This is a genomic window from Saccharopolyspora sp. NPDC000359, assembly GCF_040300525.1.
Taxonomy (GTDB): domain Bacteria; phylum Actinomycetota; class Actinomycetes; order Mycobacteriales; family Pseudonocardiaceae; genus Saccharopolyspora.
Genome location: NZ_JBEPDU010000020.1, coordinates 90325 through 107959 on the forward strand (window position 1 = coordinate 90325; position 17635 = coordinate 107959).

General features: G+C 71.1%; 17 protein-coding genes. 4 read left to right on the top strand and 13 right to left on the bottom strand.

What is annotated here, in order from left to right; translation table 11 throughout:
• Positions 1-6: 6 nt before the first annotated feature.
• Genes ABT324_RS15400 through mftA form a run of 7 tightly spaced genes read right to left on the bottom strand, consistent with a single transcriptional unit; the run spans position 7 to position 7657 of the window.
• A complete protein-coding gene (locus ABT324_RS15400; protein WP_351176774.1) occupies positions 7-1302 on the bottom strand; it encodes an FAD-dependent oxidoreductase in 1296 nt (431 codons plus the stop codon).
• A complete protein-coding gene (locus ABT324_RS15405; RefSeq protein WP_351176777.1) occupies positions 1292-2233 on the bottom strand; it encodes a mycofactocin-associated electron transfer flavoprotein alpha subunit in 942 nt (313 codons plus the stop codon). The genes ABT324_RS15400 and ABT324_RS15405 overlap by 11 nt, the downstream gene beginning before the upstream one ends.
• Entirely contained in the window at positions 2230-4179 is a 1950-nt protein-coding gene (locus tag ABT324_RS15410; protein WP_351176780.1) for a mycofactocin system FadH/OYE family oxidoreductase 2, read from the bottom strand. Before ABT324_RS15410 ends, ABT324_RS15405 begins: the two co-directional genes overlap by 4 nt.
• Positions 4176-6083, bottom strand: a complete 1908-nt coding sequence (locus ABT324_RS15415) for a mycofactocin system FadH/OYE family oxidoreductase 1 (RefSeq protein WP_351176783.1) — start codon at positions 6081-6083, stop codon at positions 4176-4178. The genes ABT324_RS15410 and ABT324_RS15415 overlap by 4 nt, the downstream gene beginning before the upstream one ends.
• On the bottom strand, positions 6080-7267 hold the full coding sequence (mftC, locus tag ABT324_RS15420) for a mycofactocin radical SAM maturase (RefSeq protein ID WP_351176786.1): 1188 nt from the start codon (positions 7265-7267) through the stop codon (positions 6080-6082). Before mftC ends, ABT324_RS15415 begins: the two co-directional genes overlap by 4 nt.
• A gap of 16 nt (positions 7268-7283) precedes the next feature.
• A complete protein-coding gene (gene mftB / locus ABT324_RS15425) occupies positions 7284-7556 on the bottom strand; it encodes a mycofactocin biosynthesis chaperone MftB (RefSeq protein WP_351176789.1) in 273 nt (90 codons plus the stop codon).
• On the bottom strand, positions 7556-7657 hold the full coding sequence (gene mftA / locus ABT324_RS15430) for a mycofactocin precursor MftA (protein ID WP_093149417.1): 102 nt from the start codon (positions 7655-7657) through the stop codon (positions 7556-7558). The genes mftB and mftA overlap by 1 nt, the downstream gene beginning before the upstream one ends.
• 136 nt (positions 7658-7793) lie before the next feature.
• Here mftA and mftR point away from each other — a divergent pair, with 136 nt between their 5' ends.
• Both mftR and ABT324_RS15440 read left to right on the top strand, forming a co-directional pair.
• Positions 7794-8372 (top strand): mycofactocin system transcriptional regulator MftR, encoded by a 579-nt coding sequence (gene mftR, locus ABT324_RS15435; protein WP_351176792.1) that lies wholly within the window; start codon positions 7794-7796, stop codon positions 8370-8372.
• Between the two features lie 33 nt (positions 8373-8405).
• The gene (locus ABT324_RS15440; protein ID WP_351176795.1) at positions 8406-8609 is read left to right on the top strand and encodes a helix-hairpin-helix domain-containing protein; all 204 of its coding nucleotides are present in this window, start codon (positions 8406-8408) and stop codon (positions 8607-8609) included.
• 54 nt (positions 8610-8663) lie between these two features.
• Here ABT324_RS15440 and ABT324_RS15445 read toward each other — a convergent pair whose 3' ends face one another.
• From ABT324_RS15445 to ABT324_RS15460, 4 genes are all read right to left on the bottom strand, one after another.
• Entirely contained in the window at positions 8664-9791 is a 1128-nt protein-coding gene (locus tag ABT324_RS15445; RefSeq protein ID WP_351176798.1) for an NDMA-dependent alcohol dehydrogenase, read from the bottom strand.
• Positions 9792-10445: 654 nt separating this feature from the next.
• Positions 10446-11342 (bottom strand): universal stress protein, encoded by an 897-nt coding sequence (locus ABT324_RS15450; protein WP_351176801.1) that lies wholly within the window; start codon positions 11340-11342, stop codon positions 10446-10448.
• Positions 11343-11420: 78 nt separating this feature from the next.
• Complete coding sequence (locus ABT324_RS15455; RefSeq protein WP_351176804.1) at positions 11421-13142, bottom strand: TIGR03767 family metallophosphoesterase; 1722 nt, start codon at positions 13140-13142, stop codon at positions 11421-11423.
• Between the two features lie 216 nt (positions 13143-13358).
• Positions 13359-14183 (bottom strand): oxygenase MpaB family protein, encoded by an 825-nt coding sequence (locus tag ABT324_RS15460; RefSeq protein ID WP_351176807.1) that lies wholly within the window; start codon positions 14181-14183, stop codon positions 13359-13361.
• A 92-nt stretch (positions 14184-14275) separates the two neighbouring features.
• Between ABT324_RS15460 and ABT324_RS15465 the strand changes: the two genes are divergently transcribed.
• Complete coding sequence (locus ABT324_RS15465; RefSeq protein WP_351176811.1) at positions 14276-14917, top strand: TetR/AcrR family transcriptional regulator; 642 nt, start codon at positions 14276-14278, stop codon at positions 14915-14917.
• On the opposite strand, the gene ABT324_RS15470 is transcribed toward ABT324_RS15465, so the two are convergent.
• Entirely contained in the window at positions 14914-15945 is a 1032-nt protein-coding gene (locus ABT324_RS15470; protein ID WP_351176814.1) for a DNA polymerase IV, read from the bottom strand. The two genes, ABT324_RS15465 and ABT324_RS15470, sit on opposite strands and share 4 nt — an antisense overlap.
• 61 nt (positions 15946-16006) lie before the next feature.
• Here ABT324_RS15470 and ABT324_RS15475 point away from each other — a divergent pair, with 61 nt between their 5' ends.
• A complete protein-coding gene (locus ABT324_RS15475; protein ID WP_351176817.1) occupies positions 16007-16486 on the top strand; it encodes an NUDIX hydrolase in 480 nt (159 codons plus the stop codon).
• Between the two features lie 105 nt (positions 16487-16591).
• Here ABT324_RS15475 and ABT324_RS15480 read toward each other — a convergent pair.
• Positions 16592-17635 (bottom strand): MFS transporter (locus ABT324_RS15480; RefSeq protein WP_351176820.1); only part of this gene is annotated, 1044 nt, incomplete at its 5' end.

Genomic DNA, 17635 nt, shown 5'->3' on the forward strand with positions numbered 1-17635 from the left:
CGCTCCTCAACCGAAGGTCCGGAATCCCGCCCAGGCGTCCGCGGCGAGTTCGCGCAGGCGGATGCCGTGCCGGGCGGCGGTGCGGCGGAACAGCTTGCGCAATCCCGGTTTCGGTTCCGGGTTGCGGACGGTGAAGACCTCCTGGGCCAGGTCGCAGAGCAGTTTCGGGTACTGCCGCTGGACCCGCTCGGAGAGCACCAGGTGGGGCGCGCGCTGCAGGTTCTGGTGGTCGGTCAGCACGAAGTTGTCCTCGAGCCGCCTGCGGTAACCGCTCAGGTCGCGGCTCCCGGTGGCGATGGCTTCGGCGGCCGCGCGTCCCGCGGCCAGCCCGGATCCGATGGCGAAGTTGACGCCCTCCAGCCAGATCCCGGCGGCCAGGCACATCGCGGCCGCATCACCGGCGATCAGCATGCCGTCGGTACTCAGCGGCGGCATGCTGCGGTAACCACCTTCGGGGATCAGGTGCGCGGAGTACTCCTTGAGCTCCGCACCGCGCAGGTAGGGGGCGACGCCTGGGTGGGCTTTGAAGTCGGCGAGCACGTCCTCGGGACGGCGGCCCGATTCGGCCAACCCGGGCAGCGACAGGACCACGCCAACGCTGACCGCGTCCCGGTTGGTGTAGAGGAAACCGCCGCCGGGGATGTCGCCGGTGCAGCCGAGGACTTCGAAGTCCGCGCCTTCGTCGCCGCGCAGCCCGAACCGCTCCTCGATGGTTCGGCGCGGCAGCGCGAGGGTCTCCTTGACGCCGAGGGTGTGGTGCGCGGGGTCGGTCGTGGGCAGCAGCCCGGCTTGCTTGGCGAGGAACGAGTTGACGCCGTCGCAGGCGATGACCACGTCGGCGCGGAGGTCACCGTCCGGGCGGTCGGTGCGGACCCCGACCACCCGCCCACCTTCGCGCAGCAACCCCGTGGCCACCGTCGAGGTCACCAGCTGGGCTCCCGCCGCCACCGCCCTGCCCGCCAGCCAGGAGTCGAAGTCGGCGCGGTAGGTCGTCATGCCGTTGTGGGGCGCGCTCGCCCAGTCCTGGGTGCGGAAGTCGATGGTCAGCGCCTGGGTGCCGGTCAGGACCATGGTGCTGCGGCGGGTCACCCAGCGCTGCACCGGCACCTCCTCCCACCAGTTCGGCAGGACCTCGTCGAGGACCCGGCCGTAGACGACCCCGCCGTAGACGTTCTTGGCGCCCGGGAAGGGACCGCGTTCCAGCAGGACGACGCTGCGCCCCGCGCGGGCCAGCTCCAGCGCGGCCGCCGAGCCCGCGGGCCCGGCGCCGACCACCACCGCGTCCACCCGCTCAGCGCTCATCGGTGGCTCCGTTCAGTCGGCGGGCGAGTTCGTGCAGGACCGCGGGGGCGTCGGCGACGATGCCGAGGTCGGCCATCGCCGTCATCGGGCAGGACGGATCGGTGTTCACGCTGATCACGTGCTCGGGGCGGCCGAGCCCGCCGACGTGCTGGGACGCGCCGGAGACGCCGAGGGCGACGTAGAGGTCCGGGTTGACGACCACCCCGGTGGTGCCGATCTGGCGGTCGTGGTCGGCCCACCCCGCGTCGGTGATGACCCGGGTCGCCCCTGTCGAGGCGCCGAGTGCGGTGGCGACCTCGGTGAGCGTGCGCATCACAGCGCGACCGTCCTCGCCTGGCCGGACCAAGCCGGCGCCCGCACCGAGGATCCGCTCAGCTTCGGTGAGCTCGACGGTTTCCGGGTCGGGCTCCAGGACCTGGACCGCCTCGGCGTCGAGGACGTCATCGGGCAGCGTTGCGACCAGCTCGACTGGTTCCGGGCACGGCAGCGGTTCGGGCACTCCTCGCGCCCCCGGTTGGAGCGTGACCACGGCAGGACCGTCGAGTTCGACCTCCACCGCCAGCCGATCATCCACCCTGGACAGTTCGACGTGCGTCGAGGTGCACCGGGTGGCCCCGGCGAGGAGCCGCCGGTCGGCGTGGAAGGCGATCCTGGCGGCGAGATCACGACCGTCCGGGGACGCCGGGAGCAGCACCACCGGGACGTCGTGCAGCACCGGGGCGAGTGCCACGGCCAGTGCGCCTGGCGCGACCCGTGGCACCTCGCAGGTCCAAGCCTTCCGCGCGGCGAACAGCTCCCGGGCGGCAGCGCGGGTGCCCGTCCCGACCAGCAGGACCGCTCCGCCGCATTCAGCGGTGGCTTCGTCGGCACCAAGGGGGAGCGCCGCGTCGCGGACGACCACGACGGCCAGCAGGTCGGGCAGCTCGGTCACAAGCCCACCGCCACTCGGTGTCCTTCGACCACTGCGGCGTGGGCGCGACGCGGGGCGATGCAGTCGCCCACGCGGTGCAGCGCGAATGGCGAGCTCTTCAGCTCGTGCCAAAGCCCGTCCTCGGGCGCCTGGTGGACTGCGCAGACGACCCAGTCGAAACGTGCCTCGGTCGTGCCCCCGGTGGTGTGCTTGAGGATCTGCAGGACCACCCCACCGGGTTCAGCGGTCGCGGACATCACGACCTCGTCCGTGCGCTGCTCGATGCCCTTCGCATGCGCCCGGATGTTGAACGTCTCCAGGTCCAGGGTCACGCCCAGGTCCTGGCCGACCACCATCCCCGGGGTCGTGATCTGCACCCGGCACCCGCGGTCGGCCAGCAGCTCGGCGACCGACGCCGCCTGGTGGAAGCCGAGCTCGTCGACCACGAGCACCTCGCCCTCCGGCGCGACCCGGCCCTCCAGCACGTCGCGGACATCGACAACCCGCTCGGCCTCCCCCGCCCAGTGGACCGGCTGTGGACGGGCGCCCGTGGCCAGCACCACCGCATCGGGGTGCTCGGCGCGCAGCATCTCCGCCGTGGCCGCCACACCGGTCTTGATGTCCACGCCGAAGCGCTCGCACTCCGCGCGGAGGTTGCGGACCACGTCGAGGAACTCGGCACGGCTGGGCACGGTGGCGGCGACCGCGACCTGGCCGCCGGTGGTCGGTTCCCGTTCGAACAGGGTGACGTGGTGGCCGCGTTCCGCCCCGGTCGCGGCGGCCTGCAGGCCCGCTGGCCCGCCGCCGACAACCAGCACCCGCTTGCGCGCCCGCGGCATTGGCAGCGGGGTGGCCTCCCGTCCGGTGCGCGGGTTCTCGATGCAGCCCAGCCAGCGGTTCAGGCCCATCCGGCCGACGCACTCCTGGTTGCAGGACAGGCAGGTCCGGATGTCGCCGCGGTGCCCGGAGCGGGCCTTGGCCGCGAAGTCCGGGTCCGCGATCTGGCCCCGCACCACGCCCACCAGGTCGCAGTGCCCCTCCTCCAGTGCGCGCTCGGCCTGCAGCGGGTCCTTGATCCGGCCGACGCCGACCACCGGCAGGTCCACCGCGCGGCGGATCGCGTTGGAGATGAACAGCGCGTACCCGGGCGGGATGGTCATCGACGCCTCGATCATGTAGAGCGTGGAGGTGGCCACGCCGATCGAGGTGTTGATGTAGTCGACCTTCCCGGTTGCCTCGACCATCCGCGCGACCTCGACTGCCTCGTCGATGGTGGTGCCGCCCTCGATCAGCTCGTCCCCGCACAGCCGTACCCCGAGCGCCCGGCCCGGTCCGATGGCCTCCCGGACCACGTCGATGATCTCCAGCAGGACCCGGGCGCGGTTGGCCAGCGGCCCGCCGTAGGCGTCGGTGCGCGCGTTCGTCGCCGGGGACAGGAAGCCGCGCACGATCGAGGAGTGCGAGCACTGCAGCTCGACGCCGTCGAAACCGCCTTCCGCGCAGTGCCCGGCCACGGTGCCGTACCCGGCCACGACCTCGGCGATCTCGTGCGCGTCGATCGCCTTGGGCACCTCGCGGAACATCGGGTCGGGCACCGCGGACGGGGCCCACACCGGCAGCCTCGAGTACATCGAGGACGCTTGGCCACCGTTGTGGTTGAGCTGCGCGAGGATCGGCACGTCGTGGGCGTGGACCGCCTCGGTGATCCGCCGGTACCCGGGCACCACCTCGGGTCGGAAGCCGTGGATCAGCTTCTCGTAGGGCCAGTCGGTCGGGTGGGTGGAGTGCTCCTCGGTGATGATCAGCCCGGCGCCGCCCGCCGCGCGTGCCGCGTAGTAGGCGGCGTGCTGGTCGGTTGGCACCCCGTCCTGGGCGTAGTTCGTCAGGTGCGCGGAGAACACGATCCGGTTCCGGACGGTGAGCGGGCCGATCCGCAGCGGGGAGAACAGGTACCGGTGTCCGCTCATCGCACGCCCTCGAGCGCGGTGATCCGGTGGGCGGCGCGGCGGCCTTCGAGGATCGCCTCGTGGACAGTGCGGGGTGCCACGCAATCCCCGGCGCGCGGTGTCCCGGCCAGTTCCGGGTTCGGCAGGCGGTGTCCGCAGTGGATGACCGCAGCGCAAGGCAGGTCGCGGCGCTGGGCGGTGAAGACGTCCTCCAGCACCACGTGGTCGGGGTGGACCGCACGCAGCAGGGCACGCTTCTCCAAGCGGACCCCGGCGCGCTGCAGGCGCCCGTTGGCGTCGGCCAGGTCGCCGGTCAGGGCGAGCTGGGTGCCCACGATCTGGTCCTGGGTGACGATGGCGGTGTCCCGTCCCCGATCGGCGAGCAGCTCGGCGACCCCGACGCCCACCGCGTCGCCGACCGGGTCGAACACCATGACCGGTCCCTCCGGCAGCACGGCGCCCGCCAACAGGTCGGTGACGTCGAGGATGGTGCCGCCGAAGTCCTCGTAGGCGCGCGGCCCCGGCAGCGAGCCGGTTGCGACCACCGCGTCCCGGCCGATCAGGTCGGCGTCCGTGGCCTCGGTGTCGAGGGTGATGCGCACCCCGAGCCGACGGACCTCCGCCTCCAGCCAATCCGCGAGCCGCCGCAGCCGAGCACGACCGCCCACCTCCGCTGCCAGCAGCAACGTCCCGCCGAGCCGGTCAGCGCGCTCGACGATCTCCACTTCGTGCCCGTCCCGGGCCAGCACCCGCGCGGCTTCCATCCCGGCCGGGCCGCCGCCGACGACCAGCACGGTCCGCGGAGCCGTGGGCGAACCGACTTCCTCGGTCGCCTCGTGACCGCTGAACGGTTCGCCGATGCACGAGACGATCGGGTTGCGGTTGTCCCGCACCCGGCACTTCTGGTTGCACAGCACGCACGGCCTGACCTGCCCCGGATGCCCGGAGCGCACCAGTTCGACCAACCGCGGCTCGGCGATCTGCGCCCGCGTCATCTCGACGAGGTCCGCGACGCCGTCCTCCAACGCCCGCTGCGCCTGGTCCGGGTCCACAACACTGCCCTGCAGGACCACCCGCGGCGCGTGCTCGCCAGCGCGCACGGCTTCGCGGACCTGGCGGCAGAGGTCGATGTTGAAGCCGGGCTCGGTGTGCAGGTCCGGGCGCGTCGCCGAGGTCGCCATCGCGGAGCCACGCACCACCACGAGGTGGTCGATCCGCTTCGACACCGCCCGAGCGATCTCGGCGGCCTGCTCCGGGGTGATGCCCGCCCACGGGGCGAGTTCGTCGCAGGACAACCGCAAGCCCACGACACCATCCCCAACCGCGTCGCGGACGGCGGAGAGCACCTGGTGCAACAACTGCACCCGGTCTTCGCCGTAGTGGTCCGACCGCTGGTTGGTGAGCCCGGAGAGGAACTGCCTGAGCAGCGAGAACTGGCCGGCTTCCAGTTCCACTCCGTGCATCCCGGCGCGCACGGCCGACCGCGCCGCCGCAGCGAAACCGGCCACCAGCTCGTCTATCTGCTCCTGCTCGACCTCCATCGGCAGTTCGCGGCTGACCACGTCCGGCACCCGCGACGGCGCCCACAACGCCTGCTGGGAGAACGCCGAGGAACCCTGCGACCCGGCGTGACCAAGCCCGGCGAGGACGACCGTGCCGTGCGGGCGGCAGGCCTCCGCGACAGCCGACCACCCCGGAACGCACTCAGCAGCCAGCGGAGCGCGTTCGTAGGGCCAGTCCGAGGCGTGCACGCTGGCGGTCTCGGTGACGATCACACCGGCACCACCGGCCGCGCGGGCCCGGTAGTAGGCGACGTGGCGGTCCGAGATGGCCCGCCCACGGCCCAAGTTCGTCTCGTGCGGCCCGAACACCACCCTGGACGGTGCATCGGCGGGCCCGAGCCGCACGCTGTCCACGAGGTTCATCCACCGGCCACCAGCGGGCTGGAGTCGCACGGCTTGGCCGGTACGGTGGGCAGCCCCAAGCCCACCTTGCGCCGGGACGACCGGGAGTGGTCCTGCGACGCCTTCGGCAGCCCCGCCCTGTCCACAACGGACAGCGCCGTCCCGCCGTGCCCCTTGACGCATTCCGGATCGGGGCCATCCAGTGGGAGACCGGTGAAGAACTTCGCCGCCATGCACCCGCCCTGGCAGGCGTCGAACGCCGAGCACGATTGGCAGGCACCGGCCGACTGCGGCTGGCGCAGCTCGGTGAACAGCTCCGACTCGCGCCACACCCGCGCGAACCCGCCCTCGTCGCGGACGTTGCCCGCCCTGAAGACGTCGTGGATCGCGAACGGGCAGGCGTAGACGTCACCCACCGGGTCGATCAGGCATACCACCCGACCCGCGCCGCACAGGTTCAGCCCCGGCAACGGCGTGGACCCCAGCGCGTTGAGGTGGAAGAACGAATCACCGGTGAGCACCCGGTCGCCGTGCTCGACCAACCAGGCGTAGATCTCGTGCTGTTGCGCGTCGGTCGGGTGCAGTTCGTCCCACACGTCCGCGCCGCGCCCCGACGGCCGCAACCGGGTGATCCGCAGCTGTGCGCCGAACCGGTCCGCGATGGCCCGGAAGTCGTCGAGCTGCGCGACGTTCTGCCTGGTCATCACGACCGAGATCTTGAAGTCCCGCATGCCTGCGTCGGACAGGTTCCGCAACGCCCGCACCGCCATGTCGAACGAGCCGGGCCCGCGGACCGCGTCGTTGACCTCGCGCGTGGCGCCGTCCAGCGAGATCTGCACGTCCACGTAGTCGGTGGCGGCCAGCTGCTCGGCCCGCTCGCGGTCGATCCGCAGGCCGTTGGTGGAGAACTTCACCCCCACCTGGTGCTCGACGGCGTAGTCCAGCAGCTCCCAGAAGTCCGGTCGCACCGTCGGCTCGCCGCCGCCGACGTTGACGTAGAACACCTGCATCCGCTGCAGCTCGTCGACCACCGCCTTCATCTCGGCGGTGCTCAACTCCCGCGGATCACGCCTGCCGGAGGACGACAGGCAGTGCTCGCAGGCCAGGTTGCAGGCGTAGGTCCACTCCCACGTCAGGCAGATCGGGGCGTCCAATCCGCCCTTGAACTGCTCGACCAGGGAAGGCACCGGTTCCACCGCAGTCACGTTGTCTCCACTCCCGTCAACGGGGCCGGATCATGTCCGAGGCGGCCAGCGAGGCCAGTGCCCGCCGGAACTGCGGCCGCCGCTCCTGCGGCACGGCCAGCAACGCGTCCTCGACGCTGGCGTGCTCGCCCAACCCGCGCACCAGCTCGACCAGTTCAGGAACCTTCAAGAACGACAACTTCCGGTTGCCGAAGTGGTACGCGAGCGCCCCGAACGGTTCGGGGCGCAACGCGACCTGCGGATTCAACCGGTAGCCCAGGCCCGTGTCGAACTCCGCCGCGGTAGTCATCAGTAGACCCCGCACATCCCGTCGATCGAGACCTCCTCCACGAGCAGCTCCTCCTCGACGACCGGCTCGGTGGTTCCCGCTTCGACCTGCTCCTCAGCCATGGGATGCTCCTGTCGACGTTGAACGATCCACCGCCGTCACCGTATTTGCACCCGGTGCACTTTGGAAGGGCCAGGGCAGGAACTCTTGGAGCGCAACACTGTTGGAGCAACCGCGCGACCCGGTGGACGACGGCGCGTGACCAGTGCCGCCGAGCTGGAGCAGGTGGCCTTCGACCTGTTCGACGAGCAGGGGTTCGACAGCACCACCGTCAGCGACATCGCGCGCGCCGCAGGCATCGCGCGCCGGACGTTCTTCCACTACTTCCCGTCGAAGAACGACATCCCGTGGGGCGATTTCGACGCCGAACTGGCCCGGTTGCGCGCCGACCTGCGCGCCTCCCCCGCCGGGACCCCGCTGATGGACTGCATTCGGCACTGCCTGGTCGAGTTCAACCGGGTGCCGCGGGACCAGCTCCCGGCGCACCGGCGCCGGATGCGGCTGATCCTCGGCATCCCCACGCTGCAAGCCCACTCGACCCTGCGCTTCCAGGCCTGGCGGCAGGTCATCGCCGAGTTCGCCGGGGAGCGCACCGGGCACCCGGCCGACGACCTCGCACCGCAGACGATCGCGCACGCGACGCTGGGGGTCGCGCTCGCCGCCTACGAGCGGTGGCTCGACGAACCCGGCACCGAGCTCACCGACCTGCTGGACGCGGCCATGCGCGAACTCGCCGCCGCATTCGCCGACTCGCCGCGCCTCGGGGCCGAGGACTAGCCCCGGAGCGGGTCGAGACGCCGGGAGGCCGGGATGACCACCGGGCAGAACGAGTTCACGCCGCGGATCGGCAAGGTCGCCCGCTGCCAGCTGGCCGCCCACGGGTACACCCGGTACGCCCAGCTCGCGGAGGTCACCCCGGCCGAGCTGCTGGAGATCCACGGCGTGGGCCCTGGAGCGATCCGGGGCCTCGGGGAAGACCTGGCCGCCATAGGGATGTCCTTCGCCGACTCGTGAGCCGTGGCCGCCGGTCGGGCCGAGCACCGCGAAGCGGTACCCGGCCCAGGCCGATCAGTAGTCGGCGTCGTCGTAGACCACCACGCCGCGCAGGTTCTTCCCGTCGCGCATGTCCTGGTACCCGGTGTTGATGTCCTCCAGCCGGTAGGTGGTGGTGACCAGCTCGTCCAGCTTCAGCGTGCCGTGCCGGTAGAGCTCCAGCAGCCGCGGGATCTGGGTGCGCGGGCTGACCCCGCCGAAGATCGCGCCCTGCACCCGCTTCTGCAGCAGGGTCAGTTCGAAGAGGTTGAGCTTGGCGTCGACCTGCGCGTAGTGCCCCATGCCGGTGACCACCACCTGGCCGCCCTTGGCGGTCATCGACACCGCTGGCTGCAGGTGCTCCCCGGTCGTGTCACCGATGGCCAGGACCACCGTGTTGGCGTTCTGCCCCCAGGTGAGTTCCGAGACCACCCCGGCGGCCTCCTCCATCGAGGCGAAGGCGTGCGTGGCGCCCAACTCCAGGGCCTTCTCGCGCTTGTACTCGACCGGGTCAACCGCCACCACGTACCGCGCACCCGCCGCCGCGGCGCCCTGCACCGAGTTGATCCCGACGCCGCCGACGCCCACCACGACCACGGTGTCACCGGCACGCGTGCCGCCGATCTCGGTCGCCGAGCCCCAGCCGGTGGACACCCCGCAGCCCAGCAGCGCGGCCTTGTCCAGCGGGATGTCGTCCTCGATCTTGATCACCGACGCCTGGTTGACCGTCACGTACGGCGCGAAGGTCCCCAGCAGGCACATCGGCACGACGGGGTTGCCCCGGTGCGTCGTCCGGTAGGTGCCGTCGGAGATCGCCTGCCCGGTCAGCAGCCCGGCACCCGCGTCGCAGAGGTTCTGCATGCCCCGCGCGCACGGGCGGCAGGTGCCGCAGCCGGGGATGAACGCCAGCACGACGTGGTCGCCCTCCTTGAAGCCCGACACCTCGGGGCCGACCTTCGTGACCACCCCGGCACCCTCGTGGCCTCCCACGACGGGGTAGAACGCCACGGGGCTGGCACCGGTGCGCAGGTGCTCGTCGGAGTGGCACAGCCCCGATGCCGCCAGCCGCACCTGCACCTCTCCGGCAACGGGATCTCCCAGCTCGATCTCATCGACTTCCCAGTCCTTGCCCGGACCGTGCAGCAGTGCGGCCTTGGTCTTCATATCCACTCCTCATCGAAATGGGCGCCGAAGCATGGCTTCCCGAGCATGGGAAGTCGGGTGATCGCAGTCAAGGGCCTACCCCAGCGAATCTCGCGCCTCCGCGCCAGGACGTCGACACTCCCCCGACGACCGGACGGACGCTTTCCCCGATGTGGTGCGGAAAACGAGCTCCGATGAGGGTGTATCTCCAGGTCGCGCCGCGTCCGACGGCACGCTTCGCTGCGACGAGGGCTCGCCCATGCAGCCGAACACGGAACCACGTGACCGCGCGAGTTCATCGCCCCGTCAAAGTGATTCAGCTGCCCATCAGGTTCCGCTCGACGAAACCCACCCTACACAACGGAAAAGTGAACTTCCCTCAAAGTTGATCACCTCATCGGGCGACCGATAATCGCTCGAAACCGCGTTCGAATCGTGGAACACTGGGATCACGCAAGGCGCTCAGTTCGAGGTCACGACAGTCGACAGTATATTTCGAAACTGGTTGCCGCCCAATGCGAACCAACCCGCCTGACTTGCGTCCACAATGGACTTCCCGAATGTGGTCGCGCGAATCACCGCGAAGGACGAGGAGGAGACCCTGCCATGTTGTCGAAGTACCGCTGGAACAAGGTCATCAGCGCGATCGCGGTCGGGCCCTGCCCCGCCAACAGCTCATGCGGTTGTGAAGGTGCGGACGATCAGCACCGGACATGGCGAGTGGTGCAGCAGCTTGTGGCTCGTGGAGCCCAGGTGCGCCCCCGCCACCCCGCCTCGACCGCGTGCCCCCACCACGACCAGCTGCGCCTCCCGCGCTCGCGAGAGCAGCTCGGCGGTCGCTGCGCCGCGCCCGATGAACCTGTGCACCTCGACGTCGGGGTACCTCTCGCCCCAACCGGCGAGGGCCTCCGAGACGAACCGCGCCTCGTCCTCCTCGACCGCGTCGGCGGGCAGCCGCCCGCGCAACCACTTCAGGTCGATGCCGACCACTTCCCAGGTGTGCACCACGTGCAGCGGAACGCCCCAGCCCGAGGCGGCGGCGAAGGCGTGCTCAAGCACGGGTTGGGCGGACCTGTCGTCGTCGACGCCGGCGACGACCGGGCCGGTGACGGGGAAGGTGAGCGGATCACCGGTGTCCGGCACGACGGCGACCGAGCACCGCGCGTGCGCGGCGACCTTCACCGCCACCGCTCCGGCGAGCAGCCCGGTGAACCCGCCGAACCCGCGGTCGCCCACGACGACCAGACCGGCCGTGTCGGACTCTGCGATCAGCACCCGCTCCGGCGAGCCCGAGCAGGCTGCCGTGGTCACCACAGCCTCCGGAGCCTGCTCGCGCGCCGCGGCCGCCGCGACGTCCAGCCAGTGCGCGACCTGCTCGCGCACCTGGTCGCGGTGCTCCTTCGGCCAGTGCAGGCCGGGGAGCTCCGGCAGCAAGGGCGCGGTGGTGGGATCGGCGTAGACGATCCGCAGCACGACCCCGCGCCGAGCGGCCTCGCGCGCCGCCCAGCACGCGGCGTTGCGCGCCACGGCGGAGCCATCCACCCCGACCACCACGTGCCCGAACTCGCTCATCCCGGCCCTCCCAGCGCCGTGCAGGACGACACTCCCAGGGTGGGCGAATCCGCCGGACCGTGCTCGTCGAGACGGCCGCTACCGGGTCGGCATGCGACCGGGGACCAGCAGCTCGGTGTTGCGGTCACCGAGTTCGCCGAGCTGGGCCAGATCGGTGTGCGGGTCGTTGAAGGACAGCTCCCGGTACAGGGCGCCGAGCGCGGCTGGGGACCGGTCGTCGTAGTCGGCCTGGTAAGGGCTGTCGGCTTCGATCAGCGTGGTGAACAGCGACAGCGTGCCGTCCTCGTTGTCCACCAGTTCGATGACCCGGGCCAGCTGCGGGAAGTCGACGTGGGAGGCGGTGTTGATCTCCCAGAAGCCGCAGGCCGGGTCGTCGGCGTGGTGCGGGGTGATCGTGTTGCGGTGCGTGTGCCCGTTGATCCAGGCCAGCACGTTCGGGAAGCGCTTGAGCAGCCGCAGCACCGCGGCCCCGCTCCTGCGGATCTCGCCGGGTCGGCGGAAGTCGGGCAGCAGTGCGGTCATGGTGCCGCTGGTGTGGTGGCTGAACAGCAGGAACAGCTCGTCGGTGACCGGCCGCCGCTGCTTGCGGCCGAGCTCGTCGTAGTACTCCGAGCTGCCCGCGGTGAGCACCTCCTCCAACCAGCGGAACTGGGCCAGCCCGAGGGACCCCTCGGCGAAACCCGCCGTGTTGGTGCTGTCCAGGCTGATACCGGTCACGCCGGGCGCGATTGGGAAGGTGTAGTAGGGCTCGTCGTGGTCCGCGCGGAACCCGTGGCCGACCGGTCCGGGACCGGTGTGGGCGGGGTCGCGGTGCGCCTGGATGAACTCCTCGGTGGTGAACGGCCTGCGGCGCTCGTCCGGGGTGACGGTGCGGATCAGCCCGGTGCGGGTGTCCACGACGCTGGCCGTCCGCTGCTGGCTCCGCCCTTCCATGAGGGCCACGATCTCGCGCTTCTCCCGCTCGTCCCGGCCGATGATCTTGCGCGAACCGGTGTACCAGTCGACCAGGCCCGGTACCAGCTGGTCCGGCACCGTGCCGACGACGGCGTTGTCGTGGTTGCCGAACACTGCGTACCAGGGCATGCGCAGCCCCGGGCTGTCGAAGGGGCGGAGGGCGTCACCGAGCAGTCCCGGCAGCACCGGGTACCCGAGCTCGCGGTACCGGTCCGCGACGGCCCCGTCGGGGTGCCAGTACAGCGGGTCGCCGGAGTCCTGCACGCCTTCGTAGGCGTTCGGGTCGCCGGTGTTCGGGGCGACCCGGCCACCGTTGAGCACGCCGAAGTACCAGTCCAGCTCGGCGAGTTCGTGGTTGTCGGTGCTGTCCCCGGTGGTGATCACGAAGTCGATCGGGCGCCCGGTCACCGGGGCTCCGGGCAGGGAGTTCACCCGGTGCACGAGGTGCGCCGCGCCGAGCGCGGTGAGCGTCTCCTGCGGCCGGAAGGCGCCACCGGCCAGCAGGTGGACGTACTCGAAGCGGGCCGGGCTCTGCGCGTCGACCACGTGCAGGTCGGTGAACTGGGTGAACGCGACCACCGGGACCCGGCGGTCGACGCGGTCCGTCCTGCCCACCACCAGGTCGGTGCGGACCACCTGCGGCCACCCGGGACCAGCGGTGAGCCGCCGGTAGCCCTCGCCCGCTTCGGGTTGCGCCACGGACTGCAGCGTGGTGCCTGCGCTGTGCGCCAGCTGCGGTCGCGTGCCCCTCCCGAACGCGGGTGCCGCGCCCAGCAACCCGCCGCCGAGTACCGCACCGGTCATGCCCGCAGCCCGGAGGAAGCCGCGCCTGTCAATCCCTGCCATGTCGGTTTCCAGTCCATGCGCCCTGATCATCGAACTGATCAGAAAATCTTTCATGTTTGGTGGGCGCAGTCCACCACCAGACAGGTGACGAGCGTGCGAACAGCTGACGACGTCCAGGAACGTCCACAGTGGTCGATTCGAGAGGAGGTCTGACACCCCGGGCAGGCAGGTACTACCCGCCCGCGCGAGCCCTGACGGCGTCGCGTCGTCCGCCGGTCACACCAGCGGGCGGCCGGTCCGGATACGGCGGCGGAGGTCCCAGAGGACCAGGTTGAACGGGAAGCGCCGCAGCACCGGCGGCGACCAGCGGACGACCGCGGCGACCGCGGCCATCATCCGGTCGAATCGGCGCTGATCCCGCGCGGTCCAGGGCAGCCGCATCTCCGCGCGGAACGGATCGGGCAGGAACCCGGTGGTGACGAACCGGTTGAACCGGCCGAACAGCAGCGACAGCGGGCGCGGCAGCCAGGCCAACATCGTCACGTCGAGGAGGTAGTCCCGCACCGTGTCGTCGATGGAGATCCGGTCCATCGACTCGGTCCAGTAGTGCTCGAACGCGTCGCGGTCACTCGGCCAGGCATCAGGAGGCACTTGCAGCGTCGTGCCCAGGGCTGCTCCGTCGCGGTAGAACGCCTCGGCGGTCTCGGCGTCGGGCTCACCGAAGAAGAGGAGGTGGAGGTCTTCGAAACCCTTGAACAGGCACGCTGCCACCCACAACTGGAGATCCGTGTCGAAGGCGTTGTATGAGACCGGGCTGGAGTCGGTCGAGCGCACCTGGGCGTGCGCTCGGTTGACACCCCGCCGGAACAGCTCCCGCTCGCGCTCGGTGCCCATCGTCGCGACCGCGATGTAGGCGAGCGTCGTGCGGGTCCGCTTGACCGGGTGGCGGAACAGCTGCCCGCTCTCCACCCGGCTCTCCACCACGCCGTACCCCACCCCGGGCCTGGCCAGCTGCATGATCACGTTCGCGTTGCCCGCGAGGAGCCCCGCCCCGGTCACCGCATTCCTGACCGAGGTGGTCGCGTCCTCCGGAACAGCCACCGTCCGCTGCCCTCCCACGCCTAGGCCAATTCTGCACACGACCGTTTCCAGATAGGGAACCAGCGGCCTCGCCGATCTGTCAAGATGAGCCCATGAGCACGTCACCACTGCGGGTCTACGGCGGGGTGCAGGGCGATCACCGCAGGGCGGAACGGCGGGCGCAGCTGCTCGAGGCCGGTCTGGACCTGCTCGGTGCCGCCGGCGACGGCCCTGCCCTGACGGTGCGCGGCGCGTGCCAGCAGGCGGGGTTGGCGACGCGCTACTTCTACGAGAGCTTCGCCGACCGGGACGCGCTGGCCGCAGCGGTGTACGACCACGTGGTGGACCACCTGGCTACCACCACACTGGAGGCCGTGACCACCGCGGGACCGGACGAGCGGGCGAAGGTCCGCGCCGGGCTTGAGAACATCGTGCGGACGATCGGGCAGGACCCGCGGCGCGGTCGGCTGCTGTTCTCGGTGAGCTTGAGCAGCCCGCTGCTCGCCCAGCGGCGGCTGGACTCCTCGCGGCTGTTCGCCGCGCTGCTGGGTGGCCAGGCGCAGGACTTCTACGGCATCACCGACAGCCCGCACCTGGAGCTGACCACGCACTTCATCGTGGGTGGGCTGGCGCAGGCGCTGACTGCCTGGCTCGACGGCACGCTGCTGCTCGACGAACGCGAGCTCGTCGAGCGCTGCACCGAGGTCTTCCTGGCCATCGCGGCCGGGTTCGGGTCCGCGGCGGCCGAGGGCTAAGCCCCGGTGCGCGGCAGTTCGGCGCGGACTCCGAGCAGTCGGACCGGCCGGTCCAGCGGGAAGCGGTCCAGCGCGGAGCGGGCGGCGCGCTCGATGGCTTCGGCGTCGCGCGTCGGGCTCGGCAGCGACACGCCGTGGGTGTGCGTGGCGAAGCTGGAGTTGCGCACCTTGACCACGACGCGGCGGGCCAGCTTGTCCGCCGCGGCGAGGTCGGCGGCCACCACGTGCGACAGGCGCCGCACCTCCGCGCGCATCTCCTCGACATCGCGGAGGTCGTGCTGGAAGGTCACCTCGCGGCCATGCGAGCGGGCTTCGTACGGCTCGTCGGTGACCGGCGTCGAGTCGTAGCCGTGCGCGAGCGCGACGAGCCACGGCCCGACGTTGGGGCCGAACTCGACAGCCAGCTCGGACATCTCCGTGCGGGCCAGGTCGCCGACGGTCGTGATGCCCCGCGCGGCCAGCTTCTTCGCGGTCTTCGCGCCGACGCCCCAGAGCGCGTCCGTGGGCAGCTCGGCCATGACCTCGACCCAGTTGGCCCGCTCCAGCCGGAACACCCCGGCTGGTTTGGCGAACCCGGAGGCGAGCTTCGCGCGGAGCTTGTTGTCGCCGATGCCCACCGAGCACGCCAGCGCGGTGCGCTCCCGGACCTGCTGCTGGACGACGCGGGCGGTCTGCTCGGCGTCTTCGGTGTCGACCAGCATGAACGCCTCGTCCCAGCCGACCACTTCCAGGATGCCGCCGAGGTCGCGCAGCGCGTTCATCACGTCGGCCGAGGCCGCCAGGTAGGTCTCGTTGTCTGCGGGCAGGAACACCGCCTCCGGGCAGCGTGCGGCCGCCGTCCGCAGCGGCGTCCCGGAGCGGACCCCGGCCGCGCGGGCTTCGTAGGAGGCCCCGGCCACCACGCCGCGCTGCGTCGGGTCGCCGCTGCCGCCGACGAGCACCGGCCGTCCCCGCAGCTCGGGGTGGCGCAACAGCTCGACGGCCACGATGAACTGATCAAGATCCACGTGCAGCAAGACCCGTTCCACACTGCCAGCATCGACGGGTTCCGCCGATCCCGCCAGGTCTCCGGTGCGCGACACTGGCGGCATGAGCAAGCGAAGCGCCGGCGTCCTGCTGTACCGGCTGGTCGAGGGTGCCCCGCAGGTGCTGCTGGTCCACCCGGGCGGACCGTTCTGGAAGAACAAGGACGCGGGTGCCTGGTCGGTACCCAAGGGCGAGCACGACCCGGACGAGGACGCGCAGGCCGCGGCGCTCCGGGAGTTCGCCGAGGAGACCGGCACCGCGCTGACCAACCGCGACCTGCTCCCGCTCGGAGAGGTCAAGCAGCGCAACGGCAAGGTCGTCACCGCCTGGGCAGTCGAGGGCGACTTCGACGTGGCTTCCCTGCGAAGCAACGAGTTCGAGCTGGAATGGCCGCCGCGTTCGGGCCGTCGCCAGCTGTTCCCGGAGGTCGACCGCGCCCTGTGGTGCGATCCGGCCACCGCGCGCGAGAAGCTCAACCCGGCGCAGACCGCGTTCGTCGACCGGCTTCTCGACGAGCTGCGCGAATCCGGGCGCCTGCCTTGAGGACCTGCCTGGAACGGACTTCGCCCCGCCCGGCTCGGGGCCGGGCGGGGCGAAGTCCGCATCACCCGCGCGAGGGCGCTGGCGGAGCTGCTCGCGCGGATCGGCTCAATCCTCGATCGAGGCCTCCTTGGTCTCCTTGCTGACCAGCAGGGCGATCAGCGTGATCGCGCCCACCACCGCCAGGTAGACACCGACCCAGCCGAGTCCGTGGGAGCTGGCCAGCCAGGTCGCGATGTAGGGCGCGACCGAGGCGCCGAGCAGGCTGGCCAGGTTGTAGGACACCGACGCACCGGTGTAGCGCACCGCGGTGGGGAACAGCTCCGGCAGCACCGCGCCCATCGGGCCGAACGTCATGCCCATCAGGCCCAGCCCGACGATCAGGAACGACAGGGTCGCGACCATGGAGCCCGCGCCGAACCACGGCCCCAGCAGCAGGCCGAAGACGATGATCGCGCTGGTGGTGGTGATCAGCGTGGGGCGCCGCCCGTAGCGGTCGGCCAGCAGGCCCGCCACCGGCACCGTAAGGCCGAAGAACACCACCCCGATCATCAGCATGACCAGGAACGACGAGCGCTCGTAGCCCAGCCCGGTGTCGGCCGTGCCGTAGGACAGTGAGAACACCGTCATCAGGTAGAACAGCACGTAGGTGGCCAGCATGATGAAGGTGCCCAGCACCAGGGCCTTGAAGTCGCTGCGGAAGACCTGCGCGAAGGGCACCTTGGCCCGCTCGTTGCGCGCCACGACCTTCGAGAACGCCGGGGTCTCGTGCATGCTCAACCGCACCCACAGGCCGACGACCACCAGCACCGCGGAGACCAGGAACGGCACCCGCCAGCCCCAGGACAGGAACGCCTGGTCGTCCATCAGCTCGGACAGCAGCAGGAACAGGCCGTTGGCGAAGAAGAACCCGATCGGCGCCCCCAGCTGCGGGAAGGTGCCGAACAGGGCGCGCTTGCGCGGCGGGGCGTTCTCGGTGGCCAGCAGCGCAGCACCGCCCCACTCACCGCCGAGGCCCAGCCCCTGCCCGAAGCGGCACAGCGCCAGCAGCAGCGGCGCGATGACGCCGATCTGCTCGTAGCCGGGCAGCAGGCCGATCACCACGGTCGAGATGCCCATGGTCAGCAGCGAGGCCACCAGGGTGGACTTGCG

Coding starts and splice junctions, on each gene's coding strand:
- mftB (WP_351176789.1), bottom strand. CDS start 7,556: ATGACTACCGCGGCGGAGTTCGACACGGGCCTGGGCTACCGGTTGAAT.
- mftA (WP_093149417.1), bottom strand. CDS start 7,657: ATGGCTGAGGAGCAGGTCGAAGCGGGAACCACCGAGCCGGTCGTCGAG.
- ABT324_RS15445 (WP_351176798.1), bottom strand. CDS start 9,791: ATGAAGACCAAGGCCGCACTGCTGCACGGTCCGGGCAAGGACTGGGAA.
- ABT324_RS15415 (WP_351176783.1), bottom strand. CDS start 6,083: ATGAACCTCGTGGACAGCGTGCGGCTCGGGCCCGCCGATGCACCGTCC.
- ABT324_RS15465 (WP_351176811.1), top strand. CDS start 14,276: ATGAGCACGTCACCACTGCGGGTCTACGGCGGGGTGCAGGGCGATCAC.
- ABT324_RS15440 (WP_351176795.1), top strand. CDS start 8,406: ATGACCACCGGGCAGAACGAGTTCACGCCGCGGATCGGCAAGGTCGCC.
- ABT324_RS15455 (WP_351176804.1), bottom strand. CDS start 13,142: ATGGCAGGGATTGACAGGCGCGGCTTCCTCCGGGCTGCGGGCATGACC.
- ABT324_RS15410 (WP_351176780.1), bottom strand. CDS start 4,179: ATGAGCGGACACCGGTACCTGTTCTCCCCGCTGCGGATCGGCCCGCTC.
- ABT324_RS15475 (WP_351176817.1), top strand. CDS start 16,007: ATGAGCAAGCGAAGCGCCGGCGTCCTGCTGTACCGGCTGGTCGAGGGT.
- ABT324_RS15400 (WP_351176774.1), bottom strand. CDS start 1,302: ATGAGCGCTGAGCGGGTGGACGCGGTGGTGGTCGGCGCCGGGCCCGCG.
- ABT324_RS15450 (WP_351176801.1), bottom strand. CDS start 11,342: ATGAGCGAGTTCGGGCACGTGGTGGTCGGGGTGGATGGCTCCGCCGTG.